This window comes from Galactobacter caseinivorans, from assembly GCF_003640665.1.
Taxonomy (GTDB): Bacteria; Actinomycetota; Actinomycetes; order Actinomycetales; family Micrococcaceae; genus Galactobacter; species Galactobacter caseinivorans.
Genome location: NZ_QQXL01000002.1, coordinates 322004 through 348515 on the forward strand (window position 1 = coordinate 322004; position 26512 = coordinate 348515).

Genomic DNA, 26512 nt, shown 5'->3' on the forward strand with positions numbered 1-26512 from the left:
CCCCTGCTCATTGGTGGTTCCACACCCGCATTCCCTCCGGGGTTGCGCGTACGACGATGTCACCGTCCTTGTCGGTGCGCTGGATGGCAGTGCCAAGGCTCACGAGGGTGTCGATGGTTTTGGGTGCGGGGTGCCCATAGTCGTTGTCCTCCCCCACGCCGATGAGCGCCAGGTCCGGGGCAAAGGCCCGGGGTACGTCGGGACCCCCATTGGCCGCCCCGTGGTGGGAGACCTTGAGCACGCGGTAGGCGCCGGGGTCTTCGGCGGTGGCTGGCGCAAAGGCTCCGGGCACGCGGGCCAAAGCGGCCCGGGCGGCATCCTCCTCCAAGTCGCCGGCGATCAGCACGTCGAGGCGAGAGCCGGAGGGCGCCGACGTCGCCCGGATGACCAGCGAGGCATCGTTCTCCTCGTGCGCCCTTGGCACGAGTTTCACCTCCACGGTCCACGTCCCGCACCTTGTTGAGGTGGGGGCGGTGGCTTGTTGGGCGCCAGGGACGGGCGCGGCCCGCGTGGCCGTGCCGTAGGCGACGTGCTGCGCGGGCGCGACAGCAAGGGCTGCCCGGAGCCCTCCCACGTGGTCCGCATCCAGGTGGGTGATGAGTGCCGCGCACAGGCTGGTGACCCCGGCGCCCCTGAGGCAGTCCTGAACTCCGCCGTCCTTGGGACCGGCGTCGATCAGGAGGGCTTGCCCGTCCCCGGCCATCAGCACCGTGGCATCGCCTTGGCCCACGTCGCAGAACAGCAGATCCCCATCTTGAAGGGCTGTCCCCGCTCGCCCCACACTCCAGCTGGGAACCAACCAGCCGCCGAGAAGGCACAGGATCGCGGACACGGACCACGCCACCCAAGATCGCGTGCGTCGGCGTTGGGCGGCTCGCCGGTACCGCCACAGCCACTCGGAGGAGGCGGCCAGTTCGCGCCAGTGCTTCCAGCGCCGTGCTAGGCCCCAGGCCATGACGGGGCCGCCCCAACACAGCCCGGCGGCCAGTGCGGGTCCGGCGGCACCCTCTGGCCACTGCATCAACGCGCCGTGCTCGCTGACCCATGCGCCGATGCTGGCCACCGCCTGGGCCGGGATTAAGCACGCCACCGCCAGCGGCCAGCACCACGGCTGGCCCACTCCCGCCATGGCCAGTAACCACGGGCCGAGCGTCCCTACCAGCGCCGCGCAGGGAGCCGCCAGCAGATTGGCGGGGATCGTCAGCGTGGATTGCTCCGGGCTGAGCATCACGAGTACCGGCGTGCAGGCCACCGTGGCGGCCACACAGACGCCCAGTGCCTCGGCGCACCACGTGGGCAGCTTGAGGGCCTGCCCCACGCGTGTGAGGGGCGGCGAGAGCAGCACGATCCCTGCCGTGGCCACGACCGAGAGTTGGAAGGCTGCCAGCTGCAGATGCCACGGGTCCCAGGCCACCAGGACTGTGACGGCCACCGCCAGGAGTAGCAGTGACAGGCGGGGCCGTCCGATGCTCACGGCTATGGCCGCGAGCGCGCCCATGGTGGCGGCCCTGAGCACGCTGGGTTCCGGGCCCACCAGCACCACAAAGAATCCCAGGGCGACCAGACCCACTGGCAGCCTTGCCCACCGGGGCACTCGAAGCCTGCGGCAGAGGGCGAAGACCCCAGAGAGCAGCAGCACCACGTTGGCACCACTCACGGCGGTGAGATGGGAGAGCCCGGAGACGCGCATGTGTGCGGTCAGCGTCTCATCCTGCAGAGTCCTATCCCCCGCCACCATGCCCGGCACCAGGGCGCTCCCGCCGCCAAGCCACTCCGGCCACGGCGGGGCCTCTGAGACTCCTTGCGGCTCAAAGAGGGCGCGCAATGCCATGCGCTGGGCGCTCGGTGCATCCCGCGGTGGCAGCGGCTCAGAGAGCGGAGGCGAGACCGAGCGCAGACGAAGGGCTGCGGGCTCCCGTTCATTCAAGGGCGTCGCGACGAACCAAGCCGTGAGGATGGTTCCGCGTTCGGGTTTGCCCCGATCCTGGTCCCCCAGCGAGAGGAGTGCCCGCACACCGTGGCCGGGCCCGCTCAAAATCCTGGCCTCCACCAAGGTCCCGAAGCGACTGCTGCGCGCGTCCTCCACTGTCACCACGCTGATCCGACTGCGGTCCAGCTTGAGCAACGTTTCTGCGCGGTCCCTACCAGCGGCATCCGCAGTGGTTCCCGCGAGCAGTACAGCGAGCAGGGTGAGACTCAGGAGAACCGGTCCCTGCACCCCACCGAGCGCCTGGAAGCGCACAGGGGCGCCGTCGGGGCGGGTAGCGCGAGACAGCCGGACCCGGCGGCGCCACCACCATGCCAGCCAGAGCAGGACTACGAGGCAACAGCTCACGGCGGCAAACAGCGAGACCCACGCGGGCCAGCCCCACACCACGTAGGCCGCACCAACAGCCACGGTGCACACCAAGGGAATGACCCCGCGTAGCCGCGATGGCGCACGGCCCGGACGCGCCCCACGCTCAGTCATAACTCACCAGCCCCTCTAGCTTGGCGAGCATGGCGGGGCCAATGCCAGGTACAGCGTCGAGATCCGCAGCGGAGGTAAAGCGTCCGTTCTGCTCCCGAAAGGCGATGAGCCGCGCGGAGAGCGCCGGCCCAATCCCTGGGAGCTCCTGTAATTGCTCCGCGGTGGCCTCATTGATCCTCACGATTCCGGGCGTCGCCCCCTGTGGCCCGGGACCACCCGCGGCTGGCGGCAAAGCGCCACCGCCTGGTGTGGAGCCGGGGGAACCCTGCGAGCCCCCAGATGTCTCGCCGCGCTTGGGGACGCGGAGTTGCTGGCCGTCTTGCACGGGCGCGGCCAGATTTACGGCGGCAAGATCCGCGTCCTTCTTGGCGCCGCCTGCCGCGGTGATGGCGTCGTTGATGCGGGCCCCGGCCGTCAGCCGGTACAACCCCGGCTTCTTGACGGCTCCCACAATGTGCACGTTGGGGCCAGCGGCGGGCGCAGCCGAACCCGGTGGACTCTGGGCCGCGCCGCTCACCGCCGGTGAGGCGGCACCCGGTGGTGCCACACCCTGCTCCGCGGCTTTCTCCCCACCTGACGCTGGCGGCGAACCGGACAGTTGCGCTTGGGAAGAGGCTGAGGCGCGCGGGAGCAAGGTGCCGCTCGCGGCCTCGGACGGACTCAACCGCCACAGCACCACCCCGGTTGCAGCGAGCAGGGCAAGCAGCAGCGCCTTCCAAGCATGACGGCGGACGATCCCGCCGCGGGCTGCCCCAGGATCCCGGTCGGCCGGGCTCAGGTCCAGCGCGTCCCAGGGCGCAGTGTCGCGCGCCTCGCAGGCCTCCGCCGACGGTTGCGCGTCCTGATCCCCACCATGACGTCCCATCCCTCGAAGCTACGACTGAAGGTGTGAACCCGTCCGGGCAGAGAGGATGTCGGTGGATAACTCGCCGACGAAACCGCCGGGAGCGGCGATTGTGAGGGACCTGGCCCCACCTGGTCGCGAGCCAAGGTGTCGGGTGCAGGCGCTAGGGTGCAGACATGAATGAGAAACAGCCCGCTCGTGCCTCGGGACAGAACTTCGCTCAGCTGCTCGACAGGGCGGCGCAGCTACCCGGAGTCCGGATCGATCGGGAAAAGTTCCTTCGGTCTGCGCTCAAGCGTTACTGCACCGAGGACGAAATCAACCGGGCAGTCTTAGAAACTCCAGCCACGGCCGGAATCCCGCTCAAAACCATCACCGCAATCGCAAACTCTGCCATCACGCACGAAACGAGTAGGGTCACCGGCCTCTCGACCGCAGCGGGTTTCCCCGGCGGCTTGGCCATGGTCGGAACTGTTCCGGCAGATGCGGCTCAATTCGTGGGTCACATGCTTCGGATAGCCCAAAAGCTTGCCTACATTTACAGTTGGCCTGACCTCTTCGTTGACGACGGCAAGTCTGACGAGATCGACGAGGCGACTCAGGGGATGCTGATTCTCTTCGTTGGGGTCATGCTCGGCGTTAGCTTGGCTCAAACTGGCGTGACGAAGGTGTCTAGTCTTATCGCCGCGCAGGTGGCGAAGAAGCTCCCGCAACAAGCGCTGACCAAGGGAGCGGTTTACCCGATCGTCAAGAGGGTTGCCGGGTACCTCGGCGTTTCGATGACGAAGAAATTGTTCGCCACTGGAGTCGCCAAGGCCGTCCCGGTCGTGGGTGCTCTCCTTTCGGGTGGCCTGACCCTCGGTACCTTCTTGCCTATGTCGAAGAAGCTGCAGAAGCACCTCGCCAGCCTCGAGCTGACGAAGCCAGGCCTGCGACCGGACGATCTCATTCCTGCTGATCCGGAGCCCACGAGCTAACCTGCGCACGATCGGACTGAGGCGGCCATGGCTCTTGGGCGCCGCTCAGTTGCCCTCGCCGGCGCGAATCGGCACCACCTCGGGGTCCTTGCGGACCACCAGTGCAATGGCCCCGGCTCCGGTGTGCGCGGCCAGCACGGCCGGCACGGGCGTGACCAACACGGGCCGGACGGTCAGCGGCGCCATGGCGTCCACGACCTTATGCGCCAGGTCCCCGGTGCCAAAGTGATGCACGCCGATGGTCACGATGGACGGGTCTTCCCCCGCCTCAGCCGTGCCAAGCTCAATCATCCGCGCCACGGCCTTGGCCATGGACCTGGTACGTTCCGCGGCCACGATGGCCCCGGATTCGTTCACGCTCAGGAGCGGCTTCACATTCAGCAGCGTCCCCAACACGGAAGCGGCTGCGCCAATGCGCCCACCCCGGCGCAGTTGCTCCAGGGACGGCACGCTAAACCAGACCTTGGACGCCTGACCTGACCGTGCCGCGCTCAGCACCTCAGACAGCGGCGCCCGCGCCGAGGCACGCTCCAGCGCGGAGAGCACCGCGAAGCCCTCCCCTAGCCCCACATTCAGCGAGTCGACGACCGTGGTGGGCACCGCTGATCGCTCAGCCGCCCAGCGGGCAGCGTCCGCGGTTCCGGACAGCGCGGAGGCGATCGTCACGATCACCACGTGGTCAAAGCCCTCTTGCGCCGCCTGGTCAAGCACCCGCAGGAACTGCCCCGGAGCCGGGCGGGAGGTGGTGACCCGCTTGCCAAGAGCCAGCCCAAGGGCCAGCTCTGTGTGGACGTCATCCACGCCCTCGATGTAGACCTGCTGATCCACCGTGACGGGCATGGGCAGCACCCGCAACTGTTGGGCGTGCTCCTGCACCACCTGCTCGGGCAGCCCGGCGGCGGTATCGGTGACGATGAGGATCTTGGGCCCCCGGGAACGGCCGCGGGGGCCCCGGGCGAGTCGATGAATCAACTCGGCCCAACGGCCCCCGCTCTCCTGTCCCTGGGACATGGCCCTACTTAGTGACCAAAGAAACCAGCTTGGGAGCGCGAACAATCACCTTGATGATCTCCGCATCCCCCACGCTGCGCTTCACCTGCTCGTTCTCCAGCGCCATGCGCCGCAGCTCCTCCTCAGAGATGTCAGCGGGCACCTCCAACTTGGCGCGCACCTTGCCCTTGATCTGCACCACGGCCGTGACGGACTCCTGCACCAGCAGCGTCTCATCCACGGCAGGCCAGGGAACGTTGGCCACAAACGGCTCGTGTCCCAGGCGCGCCCACATGTCCTCCGCGGTGTACGGCGCCACCAGGCTCAGCAGCAACGCCACCGCCTCCGCGGCCTCACGCACGGCCGGATCCGCGCCACCCACGGAGGAATCAATGCTCTTGCGCGTGGCGTTCACCAGCTCCATGCTCTTGGCGATCACGACGTTGAACTTGCCAGAATCCAGCAGGTTCAGCGAGTCGTGCAGCGTGCGGTGAGTCACCGAGCGCAGGGCACGGTCACCGGTCGTGACGTCCACGCCGGGCGCGGAGGTCACGTCCCCAGCCAGGCGCCAGGCCCGGGCCAGGAACTTCTGTGAGGCGCCCGGGGACACGTCCGCCCAGTCCACGTCATCCTCAGGAGGGGAGGCAAAGATCATGGTCAGGCGGATGGCATCCACCCCAAACTTGTCCAGCTGCTCGCCCAGATTCACGCCGTTGCCCAGCGACTTGGACATGGCCTTGCCCTGGTTGAGCACCTGTCCCTGGTTCAACAGCTCCTTGAAGGGCTCCTTGAAGGTCAGGTGGCCTAGCGAGTGCATGACCTTCGTGATGAAGCGCGAGTACAGCAGGTGCAGAATCGCGTGCTCCACCCCGCCCACGTACTGATCCACGGGCAGCCAATTCTTGGTGGCCTCAGGCTCAAAGGCGTGCTCGGTGGAGCGCGGGGAGGCAAAGCGCAGGTAGTACCAGGACGAGTCCACAAAGGTGTCCATGGTGTCCGTATCCCGCGTGGCGGGACCGGAGCACTGCGGGCAGGCCACGTTGACCCACTCCGACGCCGCGGCCAGGGGCGACTTCCCCTTGGGCGCCAACTGCTCACCCTTCAGGTCATCCGGCAGGCGCACGGGCAGCTGATCATCCGGAACCGCCACCTCGCCGCAATCGGCGCAGTGAATGATGGGAATGGGGGCACCCCAGAAGCGCTGGCGGGAGACCAACCAGTCCCGCAGGCGATAGTTGGTGGTGGCCTGACCCAGGCCCTTGTCCCCCACGACCCCAATGGCCTGCGGCACGGCCTGAGCCTTGCTCAGCCCATTCAGCGGGCCGGAGTTGACCAGCACGCCGTCTCCCACCACGGCCACGCCGGAGACCGACGGGTCCTCATCCTCGGTCTGCAACACCACGCGGACGGGCAGGTCCATGGCGCGGGCAAAGTCCAGGTCGCGCTGATCGTGGGCGGGGACGGCCATGATGGCGCCCGTGCCGTAGTCCGCCAGCACGTAGTCAGAGGCCCAGACGGGGATGGTCTCGCCGGAGAGCGGGTTGATGGCCGTGCGGCCCAGGTACACGCCGGTCTTCTCGCGATCGGTGGCCTGGCGCTCAATATCAGAGAGCGCCTTGACGGACTCCCGGTAGGCCTCAAAGTCCGCGCGGGCCTCTTCGGTGACCAGCTCCGCGGCCAGCGGCGCGTCCACGGCAACCACCATGAAGGTGGCCCCGTACAGGGTGTCCGGGCGAGTGGTGAACACGGGCACGTCGTGGGCGCGCTGGGTGGGCGTGGCCTCGATGCCAAAGCGCACGTGGGCGCCGCGGCTGCGACCAATCCAGTTGCGCTGCATGGCCAGGACGCGCTCAGGCCAGTGGCCCTCCAGCTCATCCATGTCATCCAGCAGGCGGTCGGCAAAGTCGGTGATCTTGAAGTACCACTGGTTCAGCGACTTCTTGGTGACCTCGGTGCCACAGCGCTCGCACCGACCGTTGATGACCTGCTCGTTAGCCAGCACGGTCTGATCCTTGGGGCACCAGTTCACCGGAGAGTTCTTGCGGTACGCCAGCCCATTCTTGAACAGCTCCAGGAACAGCCACTGCGTCCAGCGGTAATACTCCGGATCCGAGGTCTGCAGGCGGCGCGTCCAGTCAGAGGAGACGGCATAGCGCTGGAAGGAATGCGCCTGGGTCTCAATGTTCTTGTACGTCCACGCGGCCGGGTGCTGGTTGTTCCGAATCGCCGCGTTCTCCGCGGGCAGGCCAAAGGAATCCCAGCCGATCGGGTGCATCACGTCATAGCCGGCATGGCGCCAGTGACGGGCCACCACATCACCCATGGCATAGGCCTCCGCGTGGCCCATGTGCAGGTCGCCGGAGGGGTACGGGAACATGTCCAGGACGTAGCGGCGCTCCTTGAGGCCATTGTCCGCTGGGACAAACACCCCCTGATCCACCCAGGTCTGGCCCCAACGGGCCTCCATGGCATGGAAATCGTAGACGTCCTCAGACGCCTCGTCAGTGGGAGCGCTCTGCGCGTCAGACACTGTTGAATCCCCTCTCAAACCTGCGGTTCACGGTGATCGGAACAAGATCACGTCCCGGACACGCACAAGGCGCCCCGGGACGGCCTCCATCCTACGTCAGCACGGGCCGCGGGCAGGCGCGTCACGTGACTGTGCCCGACGCCGTGTGGCGGGGCAGCGCTCCCCCGCCACACGGCGTCGGGCAGGGTCCTTCAACGCCGCCGGCCCGGCACCCCCTACGGGGTACCGGGCCGGCGGAAACAGGCAGAAGCCGAAAGGTGATCAGCTGATCACTTCACGTCCTCATCAACCCAGTCGTAGGACTTGGTGATGGCCTTGTGCCACAGACGCAGAAGGCGCTCGCGCTCCTCCGGAGCCATGGACGGCGACCAGCGCTTGTCCTCGGCCCAGTTGGTCTTGAGCTCACCCAGGCCGGACCAGAAGCCCACGGCCAGGCCCGCGGCGTACGCGGCACCCAACGCGGTGGTCTCGGTGACGGCCGGGCGAACCACGTCCACGCCCAGAATGTCGGCCTGGAACTGCATCAGCGCCTCGTTGGCGGTCATGCCGCCGTCAACGCGCAGCTCTGCCAGGGGCACACCGGAGTCCTTGTTGACCGCGTCAATGACGTCCGCGGTCTGGAAGGCGGTGGACTCGATCGCGGCACGGGCAATGTGCCCGCGGTTCACGAAGCGGGTCAGGCCCACGATCACGCCACGCGCGTCCGGACGCCAGTACGGGGCGTACAGACCCGAGAAGGCGGGGACGATGTAGGCGCCGCCGTTGTCCTCAACGGACGCGGCGAGCTCCTCCACCTCGGGGGCGGAGCTGATCATGCCGAGGTTGTCCCGCAGCCACTGGATCAGCGACCCGGCCACGGCGATGGAACCCTCCAACGCGTAATGCGTGGGCTCGTCACCGATCTTGTAGCCAACCGTGGTCAGCAGGCCGTTCTTGGACTCAACGACCTCCTCACCCGTGTTGAAGATCAGGAAGCAGCCGGTGCCATAGGTGTTCTTGGCCTCGCCCGTATCAAACGCGGCCTGACCAAAGGTGGCCGACTGCTGATCGCCCAAGATGCCGGCAATCGGCACCTCGCGCAGCAGCTGCGAGCCGTGCACCTCACCAAAGACGCCGGAGGAGGACTTGATCTCCGGAAGCATGGACATGGGGATGCCGAAGACCTCGGCAATGTCCTCACGCCATTCCAGGGTGCGGATGTCCATGAGGAGGGTACGGGAGGCGTTGGTGACGTCCGTGGCGTGCACGCCGCCGTCCACTCCGCCGGTGAGGTTCCACAGGACCCAAGAGTCGGTGGTGCCAAAGAGCAGATCGCCCTTTTCGGCGCGCTCGCGGGCGCCCTCAACGTTGTCGAGGATCCACTTGACCTTGGTGCCAGAGAAGTAGGTCGCCAGGGGCAGGCCCACGGTGGACTTGAAGCGGTCGGTGCCGCCGTCCTTGGCCAGCTCATCCACAATGTTCTGCGTGCGGGTGTCCTGCCACACAATCGCGTTGTAGACGGGCTCGCCCGTGTTCTTGTCCCACACCACAGCGGTCTCGCGCTGATTGGTGATGCCCACGGCCTGGATGTCGTGGCGAGTCAGCGAGGCCTTGGACAGCGCCTGGCCAATGGCCTCACGCGTGTTGTTCCAGATCTCTGCCGGGTTGTGCTCAACCCAGCCGGCCTGCGGGAAGATCTGCTCGTGCTCGAGCTGACCCACCGAGACAATCTGGCCCTCGTGATCAAACACGATGGCGCGGGAGGACGTGGTCCCCTGATCAATGGCAATGACGAACTTCTTCTCAGACATGTGCTGCTCCTTCGGTGGAGGGATAGATCAGGCGCCGGCTGCCTTGGCGAGGAACTCGATGGGCGTGCCGTAGATGCCGACGTAACCCAGGTAGACGAGCCCGGCAAGGACACCGCCGATGATGGGGCCAGCGACGGGAACCCACGAGTAGGACCAGTCCGAGCGACCCTTGCCCTTGATGGGCAGGATCGCGTGGGCGATGCGGGGGCCGAGGTCGCGAGCAGGGTTGATCGCGTAGCCGGTGGGGCCACCGAGGGAGGCGCCGATGCCAACAACAACCAGGGCAACGAACAAGGGGCCAAGACCGGAGGCCGTGTAGCCCGAGACGAGGACGGCGATGACGAGCACGAAGGTCGCGATGACCTCGGTGACCAGGTTCCAGCCGTAGTTACGCATGGCAGGGCCGGTGGAGAAGACGCCCAGCTTGGTGGCCGGATCCTCTTCAGCGTCGAAGTGCTCCTTGTAGGCGAGCCAGCACAGGACGGCACCAAGGATGGCACCAACCATCTGCGCGGCGATGTACACGGCGATGGAGGTCACGTCCACGGCGATGCCGGGGACAAACTCCTCCTTACCGGAGACGGCCAGGCCAATGGTGACGGCCGGGTTCAGGTGCGCGCCGGAGGCGAAGGAGAGGTAAACGCCGGTGAAGACCGCGAGGCCCCAACCGAAGTTGACCATCAGGGTGCCGCCGTTGAGACCCTTGGTCTTGGCAAGGGCAACGTTGGCGACAACGCCACAGCCCAAAAGGATGAGCATGGCCGTACCGGCCAACTCACTGAAAAAAACTGCTCCCAGAGACATCTTTGACTCCTTCTCAGTGGCGGAACAGTTTCCGCCGGGTGCGAGGCCGTCGCCCTCCATAGCGGAGGGCGACGGTACTACGTGTGCGAGAGTGCTGAACTTACAGCTTGGCCCCCAAGGAGGCCATGCGGTGACGCTCCACCAATACGGCGTGAGCGAAATCTGATTCTTCCTTGGTGCGCGTGGCATCCCAGCCCAAGGCTGCGGCGAGTCCCTCAGAAACTTCCGTGATGGTCTCATCCGTCACCAGGCCGCGGAAGGCGAGGTTGGTGCGGCGCACAAACACGTCCACGGTGTGACCCACCTGCTCCTCCTGTGCAAACCACAACAGCTCGCGGGTGCTGAGCTCATCCGTGGTCTTGAGGATCTGATCCTCGCCGCCGGCGATGAACTCCGCCACGTCGCTGGCGCGGGTGCCGTAACGCTCCAGCAGCACCATGGCGCGGCCAAGGGTCATGCCGGTGGCGCGCAGGGACTCCAGGTAACGCTGCTGAGCTGCGTCGCCCTCCGGGTAGTCCTTGCCTCCGCCGATGGGCAGGTCCTCCGTGGAGAGGCGGCGCGGGGAGCCAAGCACCTTGAGGGTGTCGTTGGCCAGGTGCTCGGAGAGCGCGCGGAAGGTGGTCCACTTGCCGCCGATCAGGCTGAAGTAGGTGGAGCCGCCCTCGGTGCGCTTCTCGATCTTGTAATCGCGAGAGACGCGGCCGGGGTTCTCTGCATCGTGCTTGGGCAGAGGGCGCACGCCGCAGAAGGTGTAGACGATCTGCTCGCGGGTCACGTTGATGGTGGGGAACACGTGCTTGATGAGATCAAAGAAGTACTGGATCTCTTCGTCCGTGGCGACCGGCTCATCGCCGGGGCCGGCGTCCAGGTCGGTGGTGCCCACGAGCACGCGGCCCAGCATCGGGTAGATGAGCACAATGCGCCCGTCCTCGTGCTCAAAGAAGATCTCGCGGCCGCGCGTGGCCTCCAGCAGTTCCGGGTGATCCAGCACAATGTGGCTGCCCTTGGTGCCGCCCATGTAGGCGGTGGAGGCGCCGAGCGCCTCGTTGGTGCCGTCCACCCAGTTGCCGGTGACGTTGATGACCACGTCTGCGGCGAAGGTGAACTCCTCGCCGGTCAGTTCATCTCGCAGCACGGAGCCTTCGCTGTTGTGCCCCACGGCGCGCACGTAGTTGGCGGAGCGGCCGTGGCCGGTGGCGTCGCCCTCGGTGACGAGGTCCATGATGAGGCGCTCGGGGTTGTGAACGCTGGCGTCGTAGTACGTGCCAAGGAAGTTGGTGTCCTGGCGCAGCTCCGGCATTTCCTTGGCCACGGCCTTGCGGCCCCAGGTGAAGGAGTGCTTGGGGGCGGAGGCGCCGGCGCGGGAGTACAGGTCATACATGGTCAGGCCCATCTCGATCACGGCCGCGCCGCGCTCCCTGGGCTTGCCGGAGTAGTTGAACAGGAACTTCATGGGCGCGTTGAACAGGCCGGAGAAGACGCTGCGGATCGGGACGGAGGTGCGCAGCGGGCGCACGTAGTGCGGCGCCAGGCGCAGCAGGCGGTTGCGCTCCTGCACGGACTCCTTGACGAGGCGGAACTCGCCGTTCTCCAGGTAACGGATGCCACCGTGGATCATGTGACTGGACGCGCCGGACGCGCCGTTGGCGTAGTCAGCCGCCTCAATCAGGGCCACATCAATGCCCTGCAGGGTCAGGTCGCGGTACGTGGCCACGCCGTTGATGCCGCCACCCACAATCAGCACCTGCGCGCGGGGGCGTCGCTTCAGTGCAGCTACCACCTCGCGCTCGGAGCCCCCACGCGGTGCAGGGGCGTTGAGGGAACCGGCGGTGACCGAATCCTGAGGTGACATGTGGGTCCTCCGTAGAAGCTACTTTGCTTGTCGCGCCACACGCGGTCTAAATAACCTGCGTGGCTACGTGACCGGGTTGCGGTCCTATCTGAGATCCTGGAACTGTTTGGACGAACGATCAAGAGCGATGCACATACGTGCAAGGAGGCCCAGTGCTTCACGTGACCACCGGCACACATCACCAGAATAGGCGTGCGCAGATGCTGTTGGCTATCGCCAAGGGCTACTACGAGGATCACCGGACCATGGACTCCCTGGCCAAGGATTGGGACGTCTCACGCTCCACGGTCTCCCGCGCGCTTTCCGAGGCCCGCGAGCGCGGGATCGTGGAGATCCGCCTTCACGACCCCACGCACGGAGTCCGCGACTTGGCCGCCACCCTCAGTGCCCGCTATTCCGCGCATTTCACGGTGGTGCCCACCATCGTGGGAGACAGCGCTGAGCAAGAGTTGGACCGGGTCGCCAGCGTGGCGGCCCAGCTGATCGGCGCCACGCTTGGTCACGGCGATGTGCTGGGAGTGGCCTGGGGCACCACGGTGCGGGCCGTGTCTCAGCGACTGACACGTCACCCCCTGACCGGGGCCACGGTGGTCCAGCTCAACGGCGCAGGCAGCCCTACCTCGACCGGGCATGACTACGCGGCCGGAATCCTTCAGCGCTTTGGCAGCGCCTTTGACGCGGAGGTGCAGTCCTTCCCCGTCCCCGCCTTCTTTGATGACCCCGCGGCCCGCGATCTGCTCTGGCGTGAGCGCTCCATCCGCCGCATCCTTGACCTGCAGGAGCGCATGAGCATGATGGTGGCCGGCATCGGTTCCCTGACCGCCTCCGTCACCAGCCACCTGTATGACAGCGACTTCTTGGACGCCTCTGACTACGAGCTGATTGCGCAGGAGCGGGTGGTCGGTGACATCGCCACACGCTTCTTCCGCGCCGATGGCACCCATGACGGCATCACCGTTAACGCGCGCTCCACTGGTCCCGACTTTGCCACCCTGCAGTCGGTGCCCCGCAGGCTGGGCGTGGTGCACGGTCGCGGCAAGGTCACTGGCTTGTTGGGCGCGCTGCGCGCGGGGCTGTTCACGGAGGTGGTGGTGGATGAGACCGCTGCCAGGGCGGTGGCGGAGGCCAAACCGGCAACGCCCACCCACTAGGCTCGGTTCGTGAGCATTCCCTTTGACACCGCACTCATCGATGACCGCGAGGCACTGACGTTGAGCGTGCGCGCAGGCGGCAGCACGGTGCGGACGTGGGCCTACCCGGCTCGCAACACCCCGCGCGGCGTGATTCTCATGATTCACGGCTTCCGCGGGGATCATCACGGCTTGCGCCGCCTGGTGAATGCCCTTCCCGATTATCTGGTGATTGCCCCTGATTTGCCCGGCTTTGGCGCCACGGGCCCGTTCACCACCGCCGCGCATGACGCGCCCGGCTACGGCGCGGTGATCGACGCCCTGCGCACCGAGCTGGAGTTGCCCGCCAGCACCGTTTTGCTGGGGCATTCCTTTGGCTCCATCGTTACCTCCCACTACGCGGCGGCGCACCCCGAGGCCTTTTCCCGGTTGATCCTGGTCAACCCCATCTGCGAGCCGGCACTGGAGAGCTCTCAGGCCCTGGCCACCCGCGCTGCGCAGGCGTACTACGGCGGGGCGGCCGCTCTACCGCTGGCCGCCGGCGAGGCCCTGCTGCGCGCCCGCGTGGTGGTGGATGTGACCACGGCGGCGATGCTCACCTCCCGCGACCCGGTGACGCGCCGCTATGTGCGGGACCAGCACCGGGCGTATTTCGCCGGGTTCAGCGACCCGGACACGCTGCTGGAGTCCTACCGTTCTTCCATCACGCACACGGTGCGCGACGTCGCTGGGCGCCTCACCATGCCTAGCCTCCTGATCGCTGGGGAGACGGATCCGCTGGGTTCGGTGGCGGGCCAGGAGCGCCTGGCCGCCCTGATGCCCGACGCCGCTTTGGTCATGATCCCGCGCGTGGGTCACCTGATTCACTACGAGACGCCGCAGACCGCGGCAGACGCCATCGAGGCGTTCCTGGCGCGCGTCCCCTAGCGGGCCCTCTCTTGCCGGGAGTTCGGTCAGTTGCCGCGACTTTCGTAGGGCTTTGGCCGAACTCGAGGTCAAAAGTTCTGCTCGGGGAATCTGGCTCTTCACGAACTGGGGTGTCATCGCTTGAGCGTGCCGCTGGTCGGGTAGAGCGCCAGGTCTGCCTGAGGATGGAAGTTCTCTCGCTTCCCATCCGGAAGACCTCAGCGTGCCTCACCCACAATTTCACGACGCCCGATTTGACCACGTTCTGCCGGCTAGATGAGCTCGGACTTCACGCTGTCGGGGAGCATCTGTCGCCCCATCGCGCTGTCATCGATGCCGAGTCATCGAGTCGGACCGGTGGTGCCGGTGCGAGCACTGCGGTCGGACGTGGCGGCAGGACACGTCGCAGGTGGCCGTACCGCGCTCGAAGGTCTCCCGCGGTGGTCTCGGGTGGGCGCTGACGGGGATCGTTGTTGACCATCTCACCGTGTCGCGTGTCGCGTGTCGCTGTAGGCCTCGGGGTGTCTTGGCATACGGCGAATAACGCGGTCATCTCCGACGGCAAGCGTCGGCTGATCGATGACCCGGCTCGGTTCGATGGGGTGACGAGGATCGGTGTCGATGAGCAAGTCCGGCGGCATCCTCGGTTCGTGGACATGGCCCCGGGGCGCTCGAAAGTGGTGTTCAAAGAGTGGCTCGCCGGAGGGCCGAAAGCGTGGCAGAGGGGATCGAGGTGATCGTGATGGACGGGTCAACGAGTTCAAGACCGCAGCCGCGCAAGAAGTCCCCGGCGCGAGCCTGCTCACCGACAAGCAGTCCGCTCGTCTGGAGGACGTGTTAGCCATCGAGGTACACATCGAGGTCGACGCGACCTGGGGCATCTATCAGCGCTTGGTCCCCGCGTACCGGGGATCCGACAAGAAGCTCATGCAAGCCCTGATCGATGCGGTCAGCAGCGGTGTTCCCGCCGCGCTCGTCGAGATCCGACGCCACGGCCGGACGCTGAAGCAGCGTGCCGTTAACATCCTCGCGTTCTTCGGCCGGCCCGGCACCATCAACGGCCCCACCGAAGCCAACAACGCCAGGCTCGAACACCTCCGCGGCTCCGCCCTCGGCTTCCGCAACCTCACGAACTACATCGCCAGATCATTCCTCGAGATCGGTGGATTCAGACCGCTCCTACAACCTCGATTGCGATGAGCCAAAAAAGCGCCCCCCCTCATCACGAGGTGGGGCGCTTTTTTGCTCTCGGACATCCGATCAACTAGCCCGAAAGGTCCGTGTGCATTCGCCCAACGTGACGGACCCGTCAGGAGGGAGGGCTGTCTTTGCCAGCGACACCCACCTGCCAAAAGTCCAACACCACCGAGTCATCTGCAAGCTCGCGCCTGAGCTCGCGCAGAAGAATCTGCGCATCACGGTAGTGCAGGGTGAGGAACTCCTCACTCGGCCAACCCCGCTCATGATCATAGTGATCGTCGAAGAAGCTTTGCCAAGACCTCAGGCGTTCGATCAGCTCCGGTGATACGGAAAGTTCTTCGGCCGTGGGTTTCTCGTGGTATCCGACCCACCACACCGGCAACATGCCTCCAACGGAGTACTCAGCCATCAATTTGATAGGCCACGGCCCAACATCATGAGCCGTCATATCCGGCAGTTCCCGCCGGGAAATGAAGTGATCACTTTCTTGTTGTTGGAGGATATCACGACCGTCGGCCTCAAGGTTACCTTGTCACCGTTCCTGTGATTAATCATGTTGACCGGCGTCGTATAGCGTGTTTTCCCGAAGCCAGCGCCGTAAATCGCGGATGGCGAGCTCAAGGAGCTCTTGCTCACGTAGGCCATGAAGTCATCCCACGATGATCCGCCGCCAAATCGTTAGCGGCAACGAGTGGAGTGAATTGCCTCATTCTTTTCTTTCCTGCCTTTGCTATCAGTCGGTTACTGATTGAATCACAGACCAGCCTTTAGCCCCACCCCTTAGACGCGGTGGTGTACTAGCCCACCCACCTAGGTGTGCAGGAAAGTGCACGTGAGGTCGCGAACCAGGCGCGACTATTTCCAGCGCAGAAAGGCTGATATCTACTGCCGCGATTCACGTCTCACGCGCACATCGGGAGACGAGTGCCAGCCGCACAGAAACGACCGATACTGAGCTTGACCTCGCGACGGGTGAGTTCATCAACGACGTCCTTTGCATCGCGCCGCGACCTGGCCAGTCGGTCGGACTTGGTCACCACGAGGTATCCCCGCCCCGGCAGGTTGCTAGTGCTTGCCCAAGCCCAGCACGAAGCCCTATGGTACTTCCTGCCGTTCTTGATGTTCATGGCGCCTCACGCATTAGAGCCCCTGCGGATCATCCACCCGCACACGCACCATGGGATCCCGGCGCAGGGAACCCAGGGCCTTGCGCCGGCGCAGCAGCTCGGTGGTCTTGGCCCCGTGGGCGTGGTCAAAGAAGAGGATCCACCGGTGTTCTCCCTCATCCTCCCCCGGGGTCGGACCCACCCGGCGTACTGGGGCGGCATCCACCATGTCCTCGGCAAAGGCGTCCGCCGCCGCGGCGGCGCCTTCCAAAGTTGCGTAGCGAATCGCGGGCGGGAGGCGCACCTGAGAGCGCTCCGCCAGTTCCCGCTCGGCGGCGCCGGCTGGATCCCATCGCACCAACGCCTGCCCCTGCGGGGACGGATGCCCGGTGAGGATCACCACCCCGCCCTCGGAACGGCCGCGCGCAAGCGAGGCCGCGCTGAACCAGCGGTGCAGGGTGTCCTCCCCCACTCGCAGGCCCTCGGGTGCCAGCTGCGCGTCGGCGTCGAGCAACAGGACCGCCGCATAGCCGCCCTCCGCCAGCGGCTCCACCCCGGGGGTGGAGATCACCAACGCAGGCGCCCCCGGAACCGACAGCACGCTGTCAGCGCCGGTGCTACGCACCACGGGCACGCCGGGGAACGCCCGGCCCAGCTCCTCCGCCGTGCGATCCGCGCCCACCACGCTGGCGCGCAGACGGTGCCCTGAACAGATGGGGCAGGTGAAGCCGCGCGCGTAGGTGCCGCACCAGCGGCACACCGGATCCCCGTTGGCACTCGTCAGAGCCAGTGGCCCGGTGCAGGCCGTGCACCGAGCGGGCTCGCGGCAGTCCTGGCACCGCAGGCTGGGCAGAAAACCCTTCCGAGCCACCTGCACCAACACGGGGCCACTGAGCAACGCCTTCTTCGCGACCTCCCATGCGATGCGCGGAAGCCGCGCGGCGTGCAGGACCGGGTCCCGTTGCGCCTCAAAGTCGTCCGAGGAGGCCCGCACCAACGGCGCGGCGTCCCGCAACACCGCGCGAGGGGCACTGAGCTGCCTGGCCCACCCGGTCAGGACCAAGCGCTGGGCCTCCGCGCTACGGGCAGCTGAGGAAAAGAGCGCTCCGCTCCCCTCCAGCGTGGCCCGCAACAGAAACACCTCGCGCGCATGATGATAGGGCGCACGGGGCTCCACATGGCTTGAATCGTGGTCATCCCACATGGCCAGCAGACCCAGGTCCCGCACGGGAGCAAAGGCCGCGTTGCGGGTGCCGATCACGATCTTGACCTCACCACGCAGCACGCGCAGGAAGGAGCGGTAGCGCGCCGTCGGGCCGTCATCCGCCGTCAACCGCGCAAATCCGGACTCCCCCACCAGAGGTTCCAGGGCCGCGGACAGCCGGCCGACGTCGCGGGCGTCCGGCACCACCACGATGGCGCCGCGCCCGCCGGCCGCCGTGGTGGCTGCCGCGATGGCGAGGCGCTGCGCCCAGCCGTCGCCGCCGTTGGGGGTCACGGAGAGCACCGCGCGTGGTGCGGCGCCCTCAAAGAGTTCCTCCAGGAATTCGGGGCCGCGCTCTTCCACGGTCCACAGCCCGGGCTCCGGGCGTTCGGGACCCGTGAGCGGCACCCCGGGGCCCTCTCGCTCCACCTTGGCCACGCGCGGCACCACCACGGCCCTGAGCACGTCCGCGACGGTCCCTGCGTAGCGCTCGGCCACGGCATGGGCCAGTGCCAGCGCCGTTGGGGCGAGCACCCGCTCGGCGGAGACCACCGAGGTCAGCGGGATGGGCTTGACCCCGGCCTCCGGGTGCTGGACCCGCTCCACCAGGTAGCCGTTGAGCCGGCGCCCGCCGAAGCGCACGCGCACGCGAACACCAGGCTGGGCGTCGCGGTCCAGCTCCGCCGTCACCAGGTAGTCAAAGGTCCGGTCCAGGTGCGGCACCGGTGTCTCCAGGACCACCCTGGCGATCGGCAGGGAGGCGGCGGGAACGGGCGCGCCGAGCGCGGGGCTCTGTGTACCGTCGGCCTGCGATGGCGGCTGCGGCTCCAACTCAAAGAGCCCGGCCGGCGCCTGCGGGGACTCCTCGGCACTCATGACTGCGGCCTCAAGGCCAGGAACCCGATGGCCGGATTCTCACGCATGGGGCCCCCTGCCCGGCGCCTCATGGCGAGGGCCTCAGGCGCTGAACCAGGAACGCAGTGCGTCCACGCGGTCCAGGCGCTCCCAGGTGAAGTCGGGATCGGTGCGGCCAAAGTGACCGTGGGCCGCGGTCTTGCGGTAGATGGGACGCTTCAGGTCCAGATCCTCCACGATGCCCAGCGGGCGCAGGTCAAAGATCTCTTCGATGGCCTGCGAGATGCGCAACGGGTCCACCGTCTCCGTGCCAAAGGTCTCCACGTAGAGGCCCACGGGGCGGGCCTTGCCGATGGCGTACGCCACCTGCACCTCCACGCGTTTGGCCAGGCCTGCAGCCACCACGTTTTTGGCAACCCACCGCATGGCGTACGCCGCGGAGCGGTCCACCTTGCTTGGATCCTTGCCGGAGAAGGCGCCGCCGCCGTGACGGGCAAAGCCGCCGTAGGTGTCCACGATGATCTTGCGACCGGTCAGGCCCGCGTCCCCCACCGGGCCACCAATCACGAACGGGCCGGAGGGGTTCAGGATGATCTCCGTCTGGGAGACGTCCAGGTCCGTGGTCTTCATGACCGGGCGCACCACGGCGTCCAGCAGATCCCGGCGCACATCCTCGATGCTGTAATCCATGGCGTGCTGGCTGGAGACCACCACGGTCTCCAGGGACACCGGGGTGTCCCCGTCATAGCCGATGGTGACCTGGGTCTTGCCGTCCGGGCGCAGGCCCGTCAGGATGCCGTCCCGGCGCACACGCGTGAGCTGCTGGGAGAGGCGGTGGGCCAGGTGGATGGGCGTGGGCATGAACACGTCATTCTCATCAGAGGCATAACCGAACATGATGCCCTGATCCCCGGCGCCCTGCATATCGCGGCGATCCACGGCCACGCCCTCGCGAACCTCGAGTGAGTTAAAGACGCCGTCCGAAATCTCTTGGGACTGCTGCCCAATGGAGATGTTGACGCCGCAGCGCGCGCCGTCAAAGCCGTTGGCGCTGGAGTCATACCCCAGATCCAAGATGGTGTTGCGCACCAGCTGCGGGATCTCCACGTAGCCGTTGGTGGTCACCTCACCGGCGACCTGCACCAGCCCGGTGGTGGTCAGCGTCTCTACCGCAACCCGCGACTCCGGGTCCTGCTCAAGCAGGGCGTCAAGGATGGCATCCGAGATCTGGTCACAGATCTTGTCCGGATGCCCCTCGGTCACGGATTCGGAGGAAAAGAGGCGCAAAGAGGGGTTCTGGGTCACTCCACCACTGTACCGGGAGCGGCCGACACCATGCGGGTCACCATGACCCCGGTCACGGCCCTGGCCACGTCCGCCTTGTCACCGGAGGACATGATGGGCTCCGCGCCGTCCGCAAAGAGGATCGTCACGTCGTTGTGGTCCGTGGCGAAACCCTTATCCACGCCCACCTCGTTGACCACCAGGATCTCGCAGCCCTTGCGTTGCAGCTTGTGACGCGCGTACTCCAGGACCGAGTGATTCGCATCCCCGGTCTCCGCGGCAAAGCCGACAATGAGCGGCGGCAACGCGTCCGCCCCGCCGGTATCTTGGCTGGCGCGGGCGGCCACGACCCCGGCCAGCACGTCGGGATTGCGCACCAGGGTGATGGTCGGCGCGCCGTCCTCTCCCACCTTCTTGATCTTGGCGTCCACGTACTCCGCCGGGCGGAAATCCGCCACGGCGGCCGCCATGACCAGCGCGTCCGCGCCGGGGGCCAGTTGCCCGACGGCGCTCTGCAGCTCCAGCGCGGAGCCCACGGCATGCACGGCGACGCCCTGCGGGGTGGGCACCTCAAGGTGCGCGGCGATCAGGTCAACCTGCGCTCCGGCGTCGCGCAGCGCGATCGCCAGGGCCACACCCTGCTTGCCGGAGGAGCGATTGCCGAGGAAGCGCACGGGGTCAAGCGGTTCTCGGGTGCCGCCTGCGCTCACGACGACGCGGCGCCCGGCCAGCGGCAGCTGCGCGGCGGCCTCGGTGCCGGCGTCCGCGGGAGGTTCGCCCGCAGCGTCGACCGGCAGGAACGGAACCAACGCCGCCATCAACTCGTCCGTCTCGGGAAGGCGTCCGGGGCCGGAATCCGGGCCGGTCAACCGGCCAACGGCCGGATCAACCACGACCACGCCACGGGAGCGCAGGGTGGCGACGTTGGCGACGGTGGCCGGATGCAACCACATTTCGGTGTGCATGGCCGGGGCCATGACCACCTGGGCCTGAGTAGCCAAGAGGGTGGCCGTCAGCAGATCATCCGCGCGGCCGGTGGCGGCACGCGCCAGCAGGTCCGCTGTGGCGGGCGCAATGACGACCAGATCCGCGTTTTGACCCAGGCGCACGTGATTCACCGCATCCACGGCCTCAAAAACGCTGGTGCGCACGGGACGCCCGGAGAGGGCCTCCCAGGTGGCGGCACCCACAAACTCAAGGGAGTTGGGGGTGGGGACCACATCCACTTGGTGCCCGAGCGCACGCAAGGCCCGGACCAAGGAGGTGACCTTATAGGCGGCAATGCCACCGGCCACGCCCACCACGATCCGGGCCGTGCGTGAAGTGCTCACGTGAGGTGAGACCTTACTCGGAGAGCTCGACGCCGGCCTCGGCGTCTTCGGCAACGGCCTTCTCGGAGAGCGGGGTCACGGAGAGCATGCCCTCATCAAACTCGCGCATGGCGATGGAGAGCGGCTTCTCATTCATGCGGGTGTCCACCAGCGGGCCGACGTACTCAAACAGGCCCTCGTGGAGCTGCGCGTAGTAGGCGTTGATCTGGCGGGCCCGCTTGGCGGCATCGATGACCAGCGCGTACTTGGAATCCGTGCGCTTGAGCAGGTCGTCGATCGGGGGGTTGATGATGCCTTCGAGGTTCTGAGCCACGATCAGTCCTTACGTGTGGAGAAAAAATCTTGCAGACGGTGTGAAAAGGTCAATCAGCCGCGCGGTCCGGGTTGCACACCCATGACCCGCACGAGTTCTTCCGCCGCGCGCTGCACGTCGTCGTTCACGATGACAACATCGAATTCCGACTCGGCAGCGAGCTCTAGCTTAGCGGTTTCCAAGCGGCGCTGCTGTTCCTCGGCGCTCTCGGTGCCGCGGCCCACCAGGCGGTGCACCAATTCCTCCCAGCTGGGAGGCGCCAGGAACACAAAGCGCGCGTCCGGCATGGTCTCTTTGATCTGCCGGGCACCCTGGAGGTCAATCTCCAACAGCACAAACTTGCCCTCCGCCGCCGCGTCCACCACAGTCTGGCGCGGGGTGCCGTAGGAGTTGCGCCCGTGCACCACGGCCCACTCCAACAGCTCACCCTGCTCCGCCATCTGCGCAAAGCGCTCGCGGCCCACAAACTGATAGTGCACCCCGTCCTGCTCCCCCGGTCGCGGATCACGCGTGGTGGCGGAGACGGAGAGCCACACCTGCGGGTAGTTCTCGCGGATGTAGGCGGACACGGTGCCCTTGCCCACGGCCGTGGGGCCGGCAAGGACGGTGACGCGGTGCGGCGTGGTGGGCTGGTCAGACATACGGTGTGGGGCTCCTGGGCGGGAGGAGGCAACGGCGAAGGGGCCGATGCGACGGATTGATCCATCTTACCGGCCCCCGCCGTCCCGCGGTGCGCACGCGCGCCGCTGGTGGTGCGGCTCACGCCGCGGTTCGGTGCCAGAGCGGGCCGTTTTAGGCGGCCAGGTCCCGCGCGGCCTCCACCACACACTGCACGACGCCGCTTGGCCCGTTGTGCGCCAAGGAGCGGCTCGCCGGGACCAAGACCTGGTCCCACACCCCAGCGAAGTCCCGCCGCAGATCCGCGGCAGTGGCACCTTGCGCTCCATAGCCCGGGGTCAGCAGCGGCGGCCTTCCGGCACCCAAATCGATGCCAAGGTCCTTGGCCGCGGAGCCGGTGGTGGCACCCACCACCAGCCCCACCGAGCCCAGAGGAACATCCCCGTGCTCGCGGTTCCAGGCGGCCACATCAGCGACCACCCGCCCCGCAGCCGAGTCAGGGCCACCGGCGTGTTGCACGCGCTGGCCCTCCGGATTGGAGGTCAGCCCAAGCACCCACACGCCCCGGCCCGTCTGCTCCGCCAGCTCAAGGGCCGGCATCAGGGCACCCACGCCAAGGTACGGCGAGAGCGTGACCGAGTCCGCCCGCAACGGGGAATCCTCCCCCAACCAGGCCTGCGCGTAGCCGGCCATCGTGGAGCCAATGTCCCCGCGCTTGGCGTCCGCCACGCTCAGCACGCCCGCCTCGCGGGCCTGCTCAAGCAGCTCCTCCAGCACGGCAAGACCGCGCGAGCCGTGGCGCTCGTAGAGCGCCACCTGTGGCTTGATGGCGGCCGCGCGCCCCTCTGCCGCACCGAGCAACACGGAAGAGAAGCGCCGCAGCCCCTCCGCGTCGTCGGGCAGTCCCCAGGCCTGCAACAGGCCCGGGTGCGGGTCAATCCCGACGCACAGGTGACCGTGCGTGGAGATGGCCTGCGCCAGGCGGGCACCGAAGGGAACGGGAGTCACGCTCAGGCCTCTGCCTTGGCGCGCGCGATGCGCAGGCGCTCCGCGTGCTCCTGCAGGCTCGCCACATCCCACGGGTAGGCGCGCAGTGCCTCGATGGCCTGCACCGCCGCCGTGAACTCCGCCACCGTCGTGATGACCGGCGTGCCGACGCTGGTCGCGGAGGCGCGCAGTTCGTAGCCATCCGAGCGGGCGTCGCCGCCGGAGGGCGTGTTCATGATCATCGCGATCTCCCCGGATTCCACCATGTCAACGATGTTGGGGGTGTCCGTGCCGTCCTCGTGCACCTTGCGCACCAGGGTGGCAGGGATGTCATTGCGGCGCAGCACGTCCGCGGTGCCGCCCGTGGACACGATCTCAAAGCCCATGTCCTTGAGCACCTTCACCGGCATAATCATGGCGCGCTTATCGCGATTGGCCACGGAAACAAAGACCTTGCCGCTGGTGGGCAGCGGATTATTCGCCGCGGCCTGGCTCTTGGCGAAGGCCGTGTCAAAGTGCTTGTCAATTCCCATGACCTCGCCCGTGGAGCGCATCTCCGGGCCAAGCAGGGAGTCAACAACGCGACCCTCCGGGGTACGGAAGCGGGCAAAGGGCATGACCGCTTCCTTGACCGAGACCGGCGCGTCATCCGGCAGCGACGCGCCGTCGCCGGACAGGGGCAGGATGGTGCCGCGCAGCGAGGCAATCGTGGAGCCGACGCCGATGAGGGCGGCGGCCTTGGCCATCTGCACCCCGGTGGCCTTGGACACAAACGGGACGGTGCGCGAGGCGCGGGGGTTGGCCTCGATCACGTAGAGCACGTCAGAGGCCAGCGCGAACTGGATGTTGATCAGGCCGCGCACGCCCACCCCCTCGGCGATGGCTCGGGTGGCCTCCGCCACCCGAGCCAACGTGTCCCGGGCCAGCGTGATGGCGGGCAGCGTGCACGCCGAGTCGCCGGAGTGAATGCCGGCCTCCTCGATGTGCTCCATGATGCCGCCCACGTAGATGTCCGTGCCGTCAAAGAGCGCGTCCACGTCAATCTCCACCGCATCCTCAAGGAAGCGGTCCACGAGCATGGGATGCTCCGTGGTGATCTCCGTGGCAGTGGAGACGTAGCGGGCCAGGTTGGCCTCGTCGTAGACAATCTCCATGCCGCGCCCGCCCAGAACATAGGAGGGGCGAACCAGGACCGGGTAACCGATCTCGTCGGCAATCTTCTTGGCGTCCTCGAAGGACACGGCGGTGCCGTTCTTCGGGGAGATCAGCCCGGCCCGGTCAAGGACGCGGGAGAACTCCCCGCGATCCTCCGCCAGGTCAATCGCGGCGGGTGAGGTGCCAAGGATCGGCACGCCGGCGTCCTGGAGCTGCTGGGCCAGCTTGAGCGGGGTCTGGCCGCCCAGCTGCACAAACACACCCAGCACTCCGCCTGAAATCTCCTCCGCGTGAATGACCTCAAGCACGTCCTCCAAGGTCAGCGGCTCAAAGTACAGGCGCGTGGAGACGTCGTAGTCCGTGGAGACGGTCTCGGGATTGCAGTTGACCATCACGGTCTCGTACCCGGCCTCGCGCAGCGCCATGGTGGCGTGCACGCAGCTGTAGTCAAACTCGATGCCCTGGCCAATGCGGTTGGGCCCGGAGCCAAGGATCAGGATCGAGGGCTTCTCGTGCGGGGCAATCTCCGTCTCGAGGTCATAGGTGCTGTAGTGATAGGGCGTGAACGCCTCAAACTCAGCGGCGCAGGTATCCACGGTCTTATAGACCGGGCGGATCCCCATCGCGTGGCGAATGCCGCGCACCACGTCCTCTCGCTGATGAGAGAGCGTGGCGATCTGGGCGTCGGAGAAGCCGTGGCGCTTGGCCTCGCGCAGCGTCTCTGGGCGCAGGTCCCGATCAGCTGCGATGGCGGCGGCCGTCTCGTTGATGAGCACCAACTGATCCAGGTACCAGGGGTCAATGCCGCTGGCCTCGTAGAGCTGCTCAATCGTGGCACCGCCAAGCAGGGCGCGCTGGGCGTTGGCCAGGCGGGCGGTGGAGCCAAGGATCGTGGACTCCACGAGCGCGTCCACCTCCTCCGGCGCCGGCTTCACAAAGGAGAGCTCCGAGTCCTTCTGTTCCAGGGAGCGCAGGGCCTTTTGCAGCGCCTCGGTGAAGTTGCGGCCAATCGCCATGGCCTCTCCCACCGACTTCATGGTGGTGGTCAGCGTGGCGTCCGCTGCCGGGAACTTCTCAAAGGCAAAGCGAGGCACCTTCACGACCACGTAGTCAAGGGAGGGCTCAAAGGAGGCCGGCGTCTTCTGCGTGATGTCGTTCGGGATCTCGTCCAGGGTGTAGCCAAGGGAGAGCTTGGTCGCGATCTTGGCGATCGGGAAGCCGGTGGCCTTGGAGGCCAGGGCGGAGGAGCGGGAGACGCGGGGGTTCATCTCGATGACCACCACGCGGCCGGTGGCCGGCTCAATAGCGAATTGGATGTTGCAGCCGCCCGTATCAACGCCCACGTTGCGGATCACCGCGATGGAGATGTCACGCAGCTTCTGGTACTCGCGATCCGTCAGGGTCATGGCCGGGGCCACCGTCACGGAGTCGCCCGTGTGCACGCCCACCGGGTCAAAGTTCTCGATGGAGCAGACCACCACAACGTTGTCGTTGCGATCCCTCATCATCTCCAGCTCGTACTCCTTCCAACCAAGGATGGACTCCTCCAGGAGCACCTCCGTGGTGGGCGAATACTGCAGGCCAGCGCCGGCGATGCGGCGCAGATCCTTCTCGTTATAGGCCATGCCGGAGCCCAGGCCACCCATGGTGAAGGACGGACGCACCACACACGGGTAGTTGAGCACCTCCGCGGCGGCCAGCGCCTCATCCATGGTGTGCACAATGATGGACTTGGCTGACTCGGCGCCGGAACGCTCCACCACGCCCTTGAACTTCTCGCGGTCCTCGCCCAGCTCGATGGCCTCGATGTTGGCGCCGATCAGCTCCACGTTGTAACGCTCAAGCGCGCCGGACTTATCCAGGGCAATCGCGGTATTGAGGGCGGTCTGGCCGCCCAGCGTGGGAAGGATCGCGTCCGGGCGCTCCTTGGCGATGATCTTCTCCACCACCTCAGGGGTGATGGGCTCCACATAGGTGGCGTCCGCGAACTCGGGATCCGTCATGATCGTGGCCGGGTTGGAGTTCACGAGGATGACGCGCAGCCCCTCTTCCCGCAGCACTCGCAGGGCCTGGGTGCCGGAGTAGTCGAACTCGGCAGCCTGCCCAATGACGATGGGGCCCGATCCAATGACGAGGACGGACTTCAGGTCTTCACGCTTGGGCACG

18 protein-coding genes and 2 pseudogenes are annotated in these 26512 nt (G+C 66.8%); 4 read left to right on the forward strand and 16 right to left on the reverse strand.

The window, feature by feature from the left end:
- Positions 1-7 precede the first annotated feature (7 nt).
- Complete coding sequence (locus DWQ67_RS05125; RefSeq protein WP_158595376.1) at positions 8-2398, reverse strand: ComEC/Rec2 family competence protein; 2391 nt, start codon at positions 2396-2398, stop codon at positions 8-10.
- A gap of 64 nt (positions 2399-2462) precedes the next feature.
- Entirely contained in the window at positions 2463-3335 is an 873-nt protein-coding gene (locus DWQ67_RS05130; protein WP_121484507.1) for a ComEA family DNA-binding protein, read from the reverse strand.
- Between the two features lie 155 nt (positions 3336-3490).
- On the opposite strand from DWQ67_RS05130, the gene DWQ67_RS05135 reads away from it, so the two are divergent.
- Entirely contained in the window at positions 3491-4291 is an 801-nt protein-coding gene (locus DWQ67_RS05135; RefSeq protein ID WP_121484508.1) for a hypothetical protein, read from the forward strand.
- Positions 4292-4336: 45 nt separating this feature from the next.
- On the opposite strand, the gene DWQ67_RS05140 is transcribed toward DWQ67_RS05135, so the two are convergent.
- The 5 genes from DWQ67_RS05140 to DWQ67_RS05160 form a co-directional block, all read right to left on the reverse strand.
- Positions 4337-5302, reverse strand: a complete 966-nt coding sequence (locus DWQ67_RS05140; RefSeq protein ID WP_121484509.1) for a DegV family protein — start codon at positions 5300-5302, stop codon at positions 4337-4339.
- 4 nt (positions 5303-5306) lie between these two features.
- Entirely contained in the window at positions 5307-7811 is a 2505-nt protein-coding gene (leuS, locus tag DWQ67_RS05145; protein ID WP_267899644.1) for a leucine--tRNA ligase, read from the reverse strand.
- Between the two features lie 269 nt (positions 7812-8080).
- Positions 8081-9601, reverse strand: a complete 1521-nt coding sequence (glpK, locus tag DWQ67_RS05150; RefSeq protein ID WP_121484510.1) for a glycerol kinase GlpK — start codon at positions 9599-9601, stop codon at positions 8081-8083.
- A 27-nt stretch (positions 9602-9628) separates the two neighbouring features.
- Positions 9629-10405, reverse strand: a complete 777-nt coding sequence (locus tag DWQ67_RS05155) for an MIP/aquaporin family protein (RefSeq protein WP_121484511.1) — start codon at positions 10403-10405, stop codon at positions 9629-9631.
- Positions 10406-10505: 100 nt separating this feature from the next.
- Positions 10506-12257 (reverse strand): glycerol-3-phosphate dehydrogenase/oxidase, encoded by a 1752-nt coding sequence (locus DWQ67_RS05160; RefSeq protein WP_121484512.1) that lies wholly within the window; start codon positions 12255-12257, stop codon positions 10506-10508.
- A gap of 200 nt (positions 12258-12457) precedes the next feature.
- Here DWQ67_RS05160 and DWQ67_RS05165 point away from each other — a divergent pair, with 200 nt between their 5' ends.
- The 3 genes and pseudogenes from DWQ67_RS05165 to DWQ67_RS05175 all read left to right on the forward strand — a co-directional run bounded on the left by DWQ67_RS05165 (position 12458) and on the right by DWQ67_RS05175 (position 15493).
- A complete protein-coding gene (locus DWQ67_RS05165) occupies positions 12458-13408 on the forward strand; it encodes a sugar-binding transcriptional regulator (protein WP_147433620.1) in 951 nt (316 codons plus the stop codon).
- Positions 13409-13417: 9 nt separating this feature from the next.
- Positions 13418-14314, forward strand: a complete 897-nt coding sequence (locus tag DWQ67_RS05170; RefSeq protein ID WP_121484514.1) for an alpha/beta fold hydrolase — start codon at positions 13418-13420, stop codon at positions 14312-14314.
- Positions 14315-14478: 164 nt separating this feature from the next.
- Positions 14479-15493: pseudogene (locus DWQ67_RS05175) on the forward strand (transposase).
- Between the two features lie 109 nt (positions 15494-15602).
- On the opposite strand, the gene DWQ67_RS05180 reads toward DWQ67_RS05175, so the two are convergent.
- The 9 genes and pseudogenes from DWQ67_RS05180 to carB all read right to left on the reverse strand — a co-directional run bounded on the left by DWQ67_RS05180 (position 15603) and on the right by carB (position 26511).
- A complete protein-coding gene (locus tag DWQ67_RS05180) occupies positions 15603-15902 on the reverse strand; it encodes a hypothetical protein (RefSeq protein ID WP_147433621.1) in 300 nt (99 codons plus the stop codon).
- Positions 15903-16437: 535 nt separating this feature from the next.
- A pseudogene (locus DWQ67_RS13975) lies at positions 16438-16583 on the reverse strand (recombinase family protein); the annotation flags it as partial.
- 50 nt (positions 16584-16633) lie between these two features.
- Positions 16634-18679 (reverse strand): primosomal protein N' family DNA-binding protein, encoded by a 2046-nt coding sequence (locus DWQ67_RS05190; RefSeq protein WP_158595377.1) that lies wholly within the window; start codon positions 18677-18679, stop codon positions 16634-16636.
- An 81-nt stretch (positions 18680-18760) separates the two neighbouring features.
- Complete coding sequence (gene metK, locus DWQ67_RS05195; RefSeq protein WP_121484516.1) at positions 18761-19963, reverse strand: methionine adenosyltransferase; 1203 nt, start codon at positions 19961-19963, stop codon at positions 18761-18763.
- Complete coding sequence (gene coaBC / locus DWQ67_RS05200; RefSeq protein ID WP_121484517.1) at positions 19960-21273, reverse strand: bifunctional phosphopantothenoylcysteine decarboxylase/phosphopantothenate--cysteine ligase CoaBC; 1314 nt, start codon at positions 21271-21273, stop codon at positions 19960-19962. The genes metK and coaBC overlap by 4 nt, the downstream gene beginning before the upstream one ends.
- Positions 21274-21286: 13 nt before the next feature.
- Positions 21287-21586, reverse strand: coding sequence for a DNA-directed RNA polymerase subunit omega (gene rpoZ / locus DWQ67_RS05205; protein ID WP_121484518.1), 300 nt, complete (start codon positions 21584-21586; stop codon positions 21287-21289).
- 53 nt (positions 21587-21639) lie between these two features.
- Positions 21640-22227, reverse strand: coding sequence for a guanylate kinase (gene gmk, locus DWQ67_RS05210; protein WP_121484519.1), 588 nt, complete (start codon positions 22225-22227; stop codon positions 21640-21642).
- A gap of 151 nt (positions 22228-22378) precedes the next feature.
- Positions 22379-23212, reverse strand: a complete 834-nt coding sequence (pyrF, locus tag DWQ67_RS05215; protein ID WP_233555913.1) for an orotidine-5'-phosphate decarboxylase — start codon at positions 23210-23212, stop codon at positions 22379-22381.
- 2 nt (positions 23213-23214) lie between these two features.
- The gene (carB, locus tag DWQ67_RS05220) at positions 23215-26511 is read right to left on the reverse strand and encodes a carbamoyl-phosphate synthase large subunit (protein ID WP_121484520.1); all 3297 of its coding nucleotides are present in this window, start codon (positions 26509-26511) and stop codon (positions 23215-23217) included.
- Position 26512 lies beyond the last annotated feature (1 nt).

Excerpts from the sequence above, each read along its gene's own strand:
- DWQ67_RS05130 (WP_121484507.1), bottom strand. The coding sequence starts at position 3,335 with ATGGGACGTCATGGTGGGGATCAGGACGCGCAACCGTCGGCGGAGGCC.
- DWQ67_RS05135 (WP_121484508.1), top strand. The coding sequence starts at position 3,491 with ATGAATGAGAAACAGCCCGCTCGTGCCTCGGGACAGAACTTCGCTCAG.
- DWQ67_RS05140 (WP_121484509.1), bottom strand. The coding sequence starts at position 5,302 with ATGTCCCAGGGACAGGAGAGCGGGGGCCGTTGGGCCGAGTTGATTCAT.
- glpK (WP_121484510.1), bottom strand. The coding sequence starts at position 9,601 with ATGTCTGAGAAGAAGTTCGTCATTGCCATTGATCAGGGGACCACGTCC.
- DWQ67_RS05155 (WP_121484511.1), bottom strand. The coding sequence starts at position 10,405 with ATGTCTCTGGGAGCAGTTTTTTTCAGTGAGTTGGCCGGTACGGCCATG.
- DWQ67_RS05160 (WP_121484512.1), bottom strand. The coding sequence starts at position 12,257 with ATGTCACCTCAGGATTCGGTCACCGCCGGTTCCCTCAACGCCCCTGCA.
- DWQ67_RS05165 (WP_147433620.1), top strand. The coding sequence starts at position 12,458 with ATGCTGTTGGCTATCGCCAAGGGCTACTACGAGGATCACCGGACCATG.
- DWQ67_RS05180 (WP_147433621.1), bottom strand. The coding sequence starts at position 15,902 with ATGGCTGAGTACTCCGTTGGAGGCATGTTGCCGGTGTGGTGGGTCGGA.
- DWQ67_RS05190 (WP_158595377.1), bottom strand. The coding sequence starts at position 18,679 with ATGAGTGCCGAGGAGTCCCCGCAGGCGCCGGCCGGGCTCTTTGAGTTG.
- gmk (WP_121484519.1), bottom strand. The coding sequence starts at position 22,227 with ATGTCTGACCAGCCCACCACGCCGCACCGCGTCACCGTCCTTGCCGGC.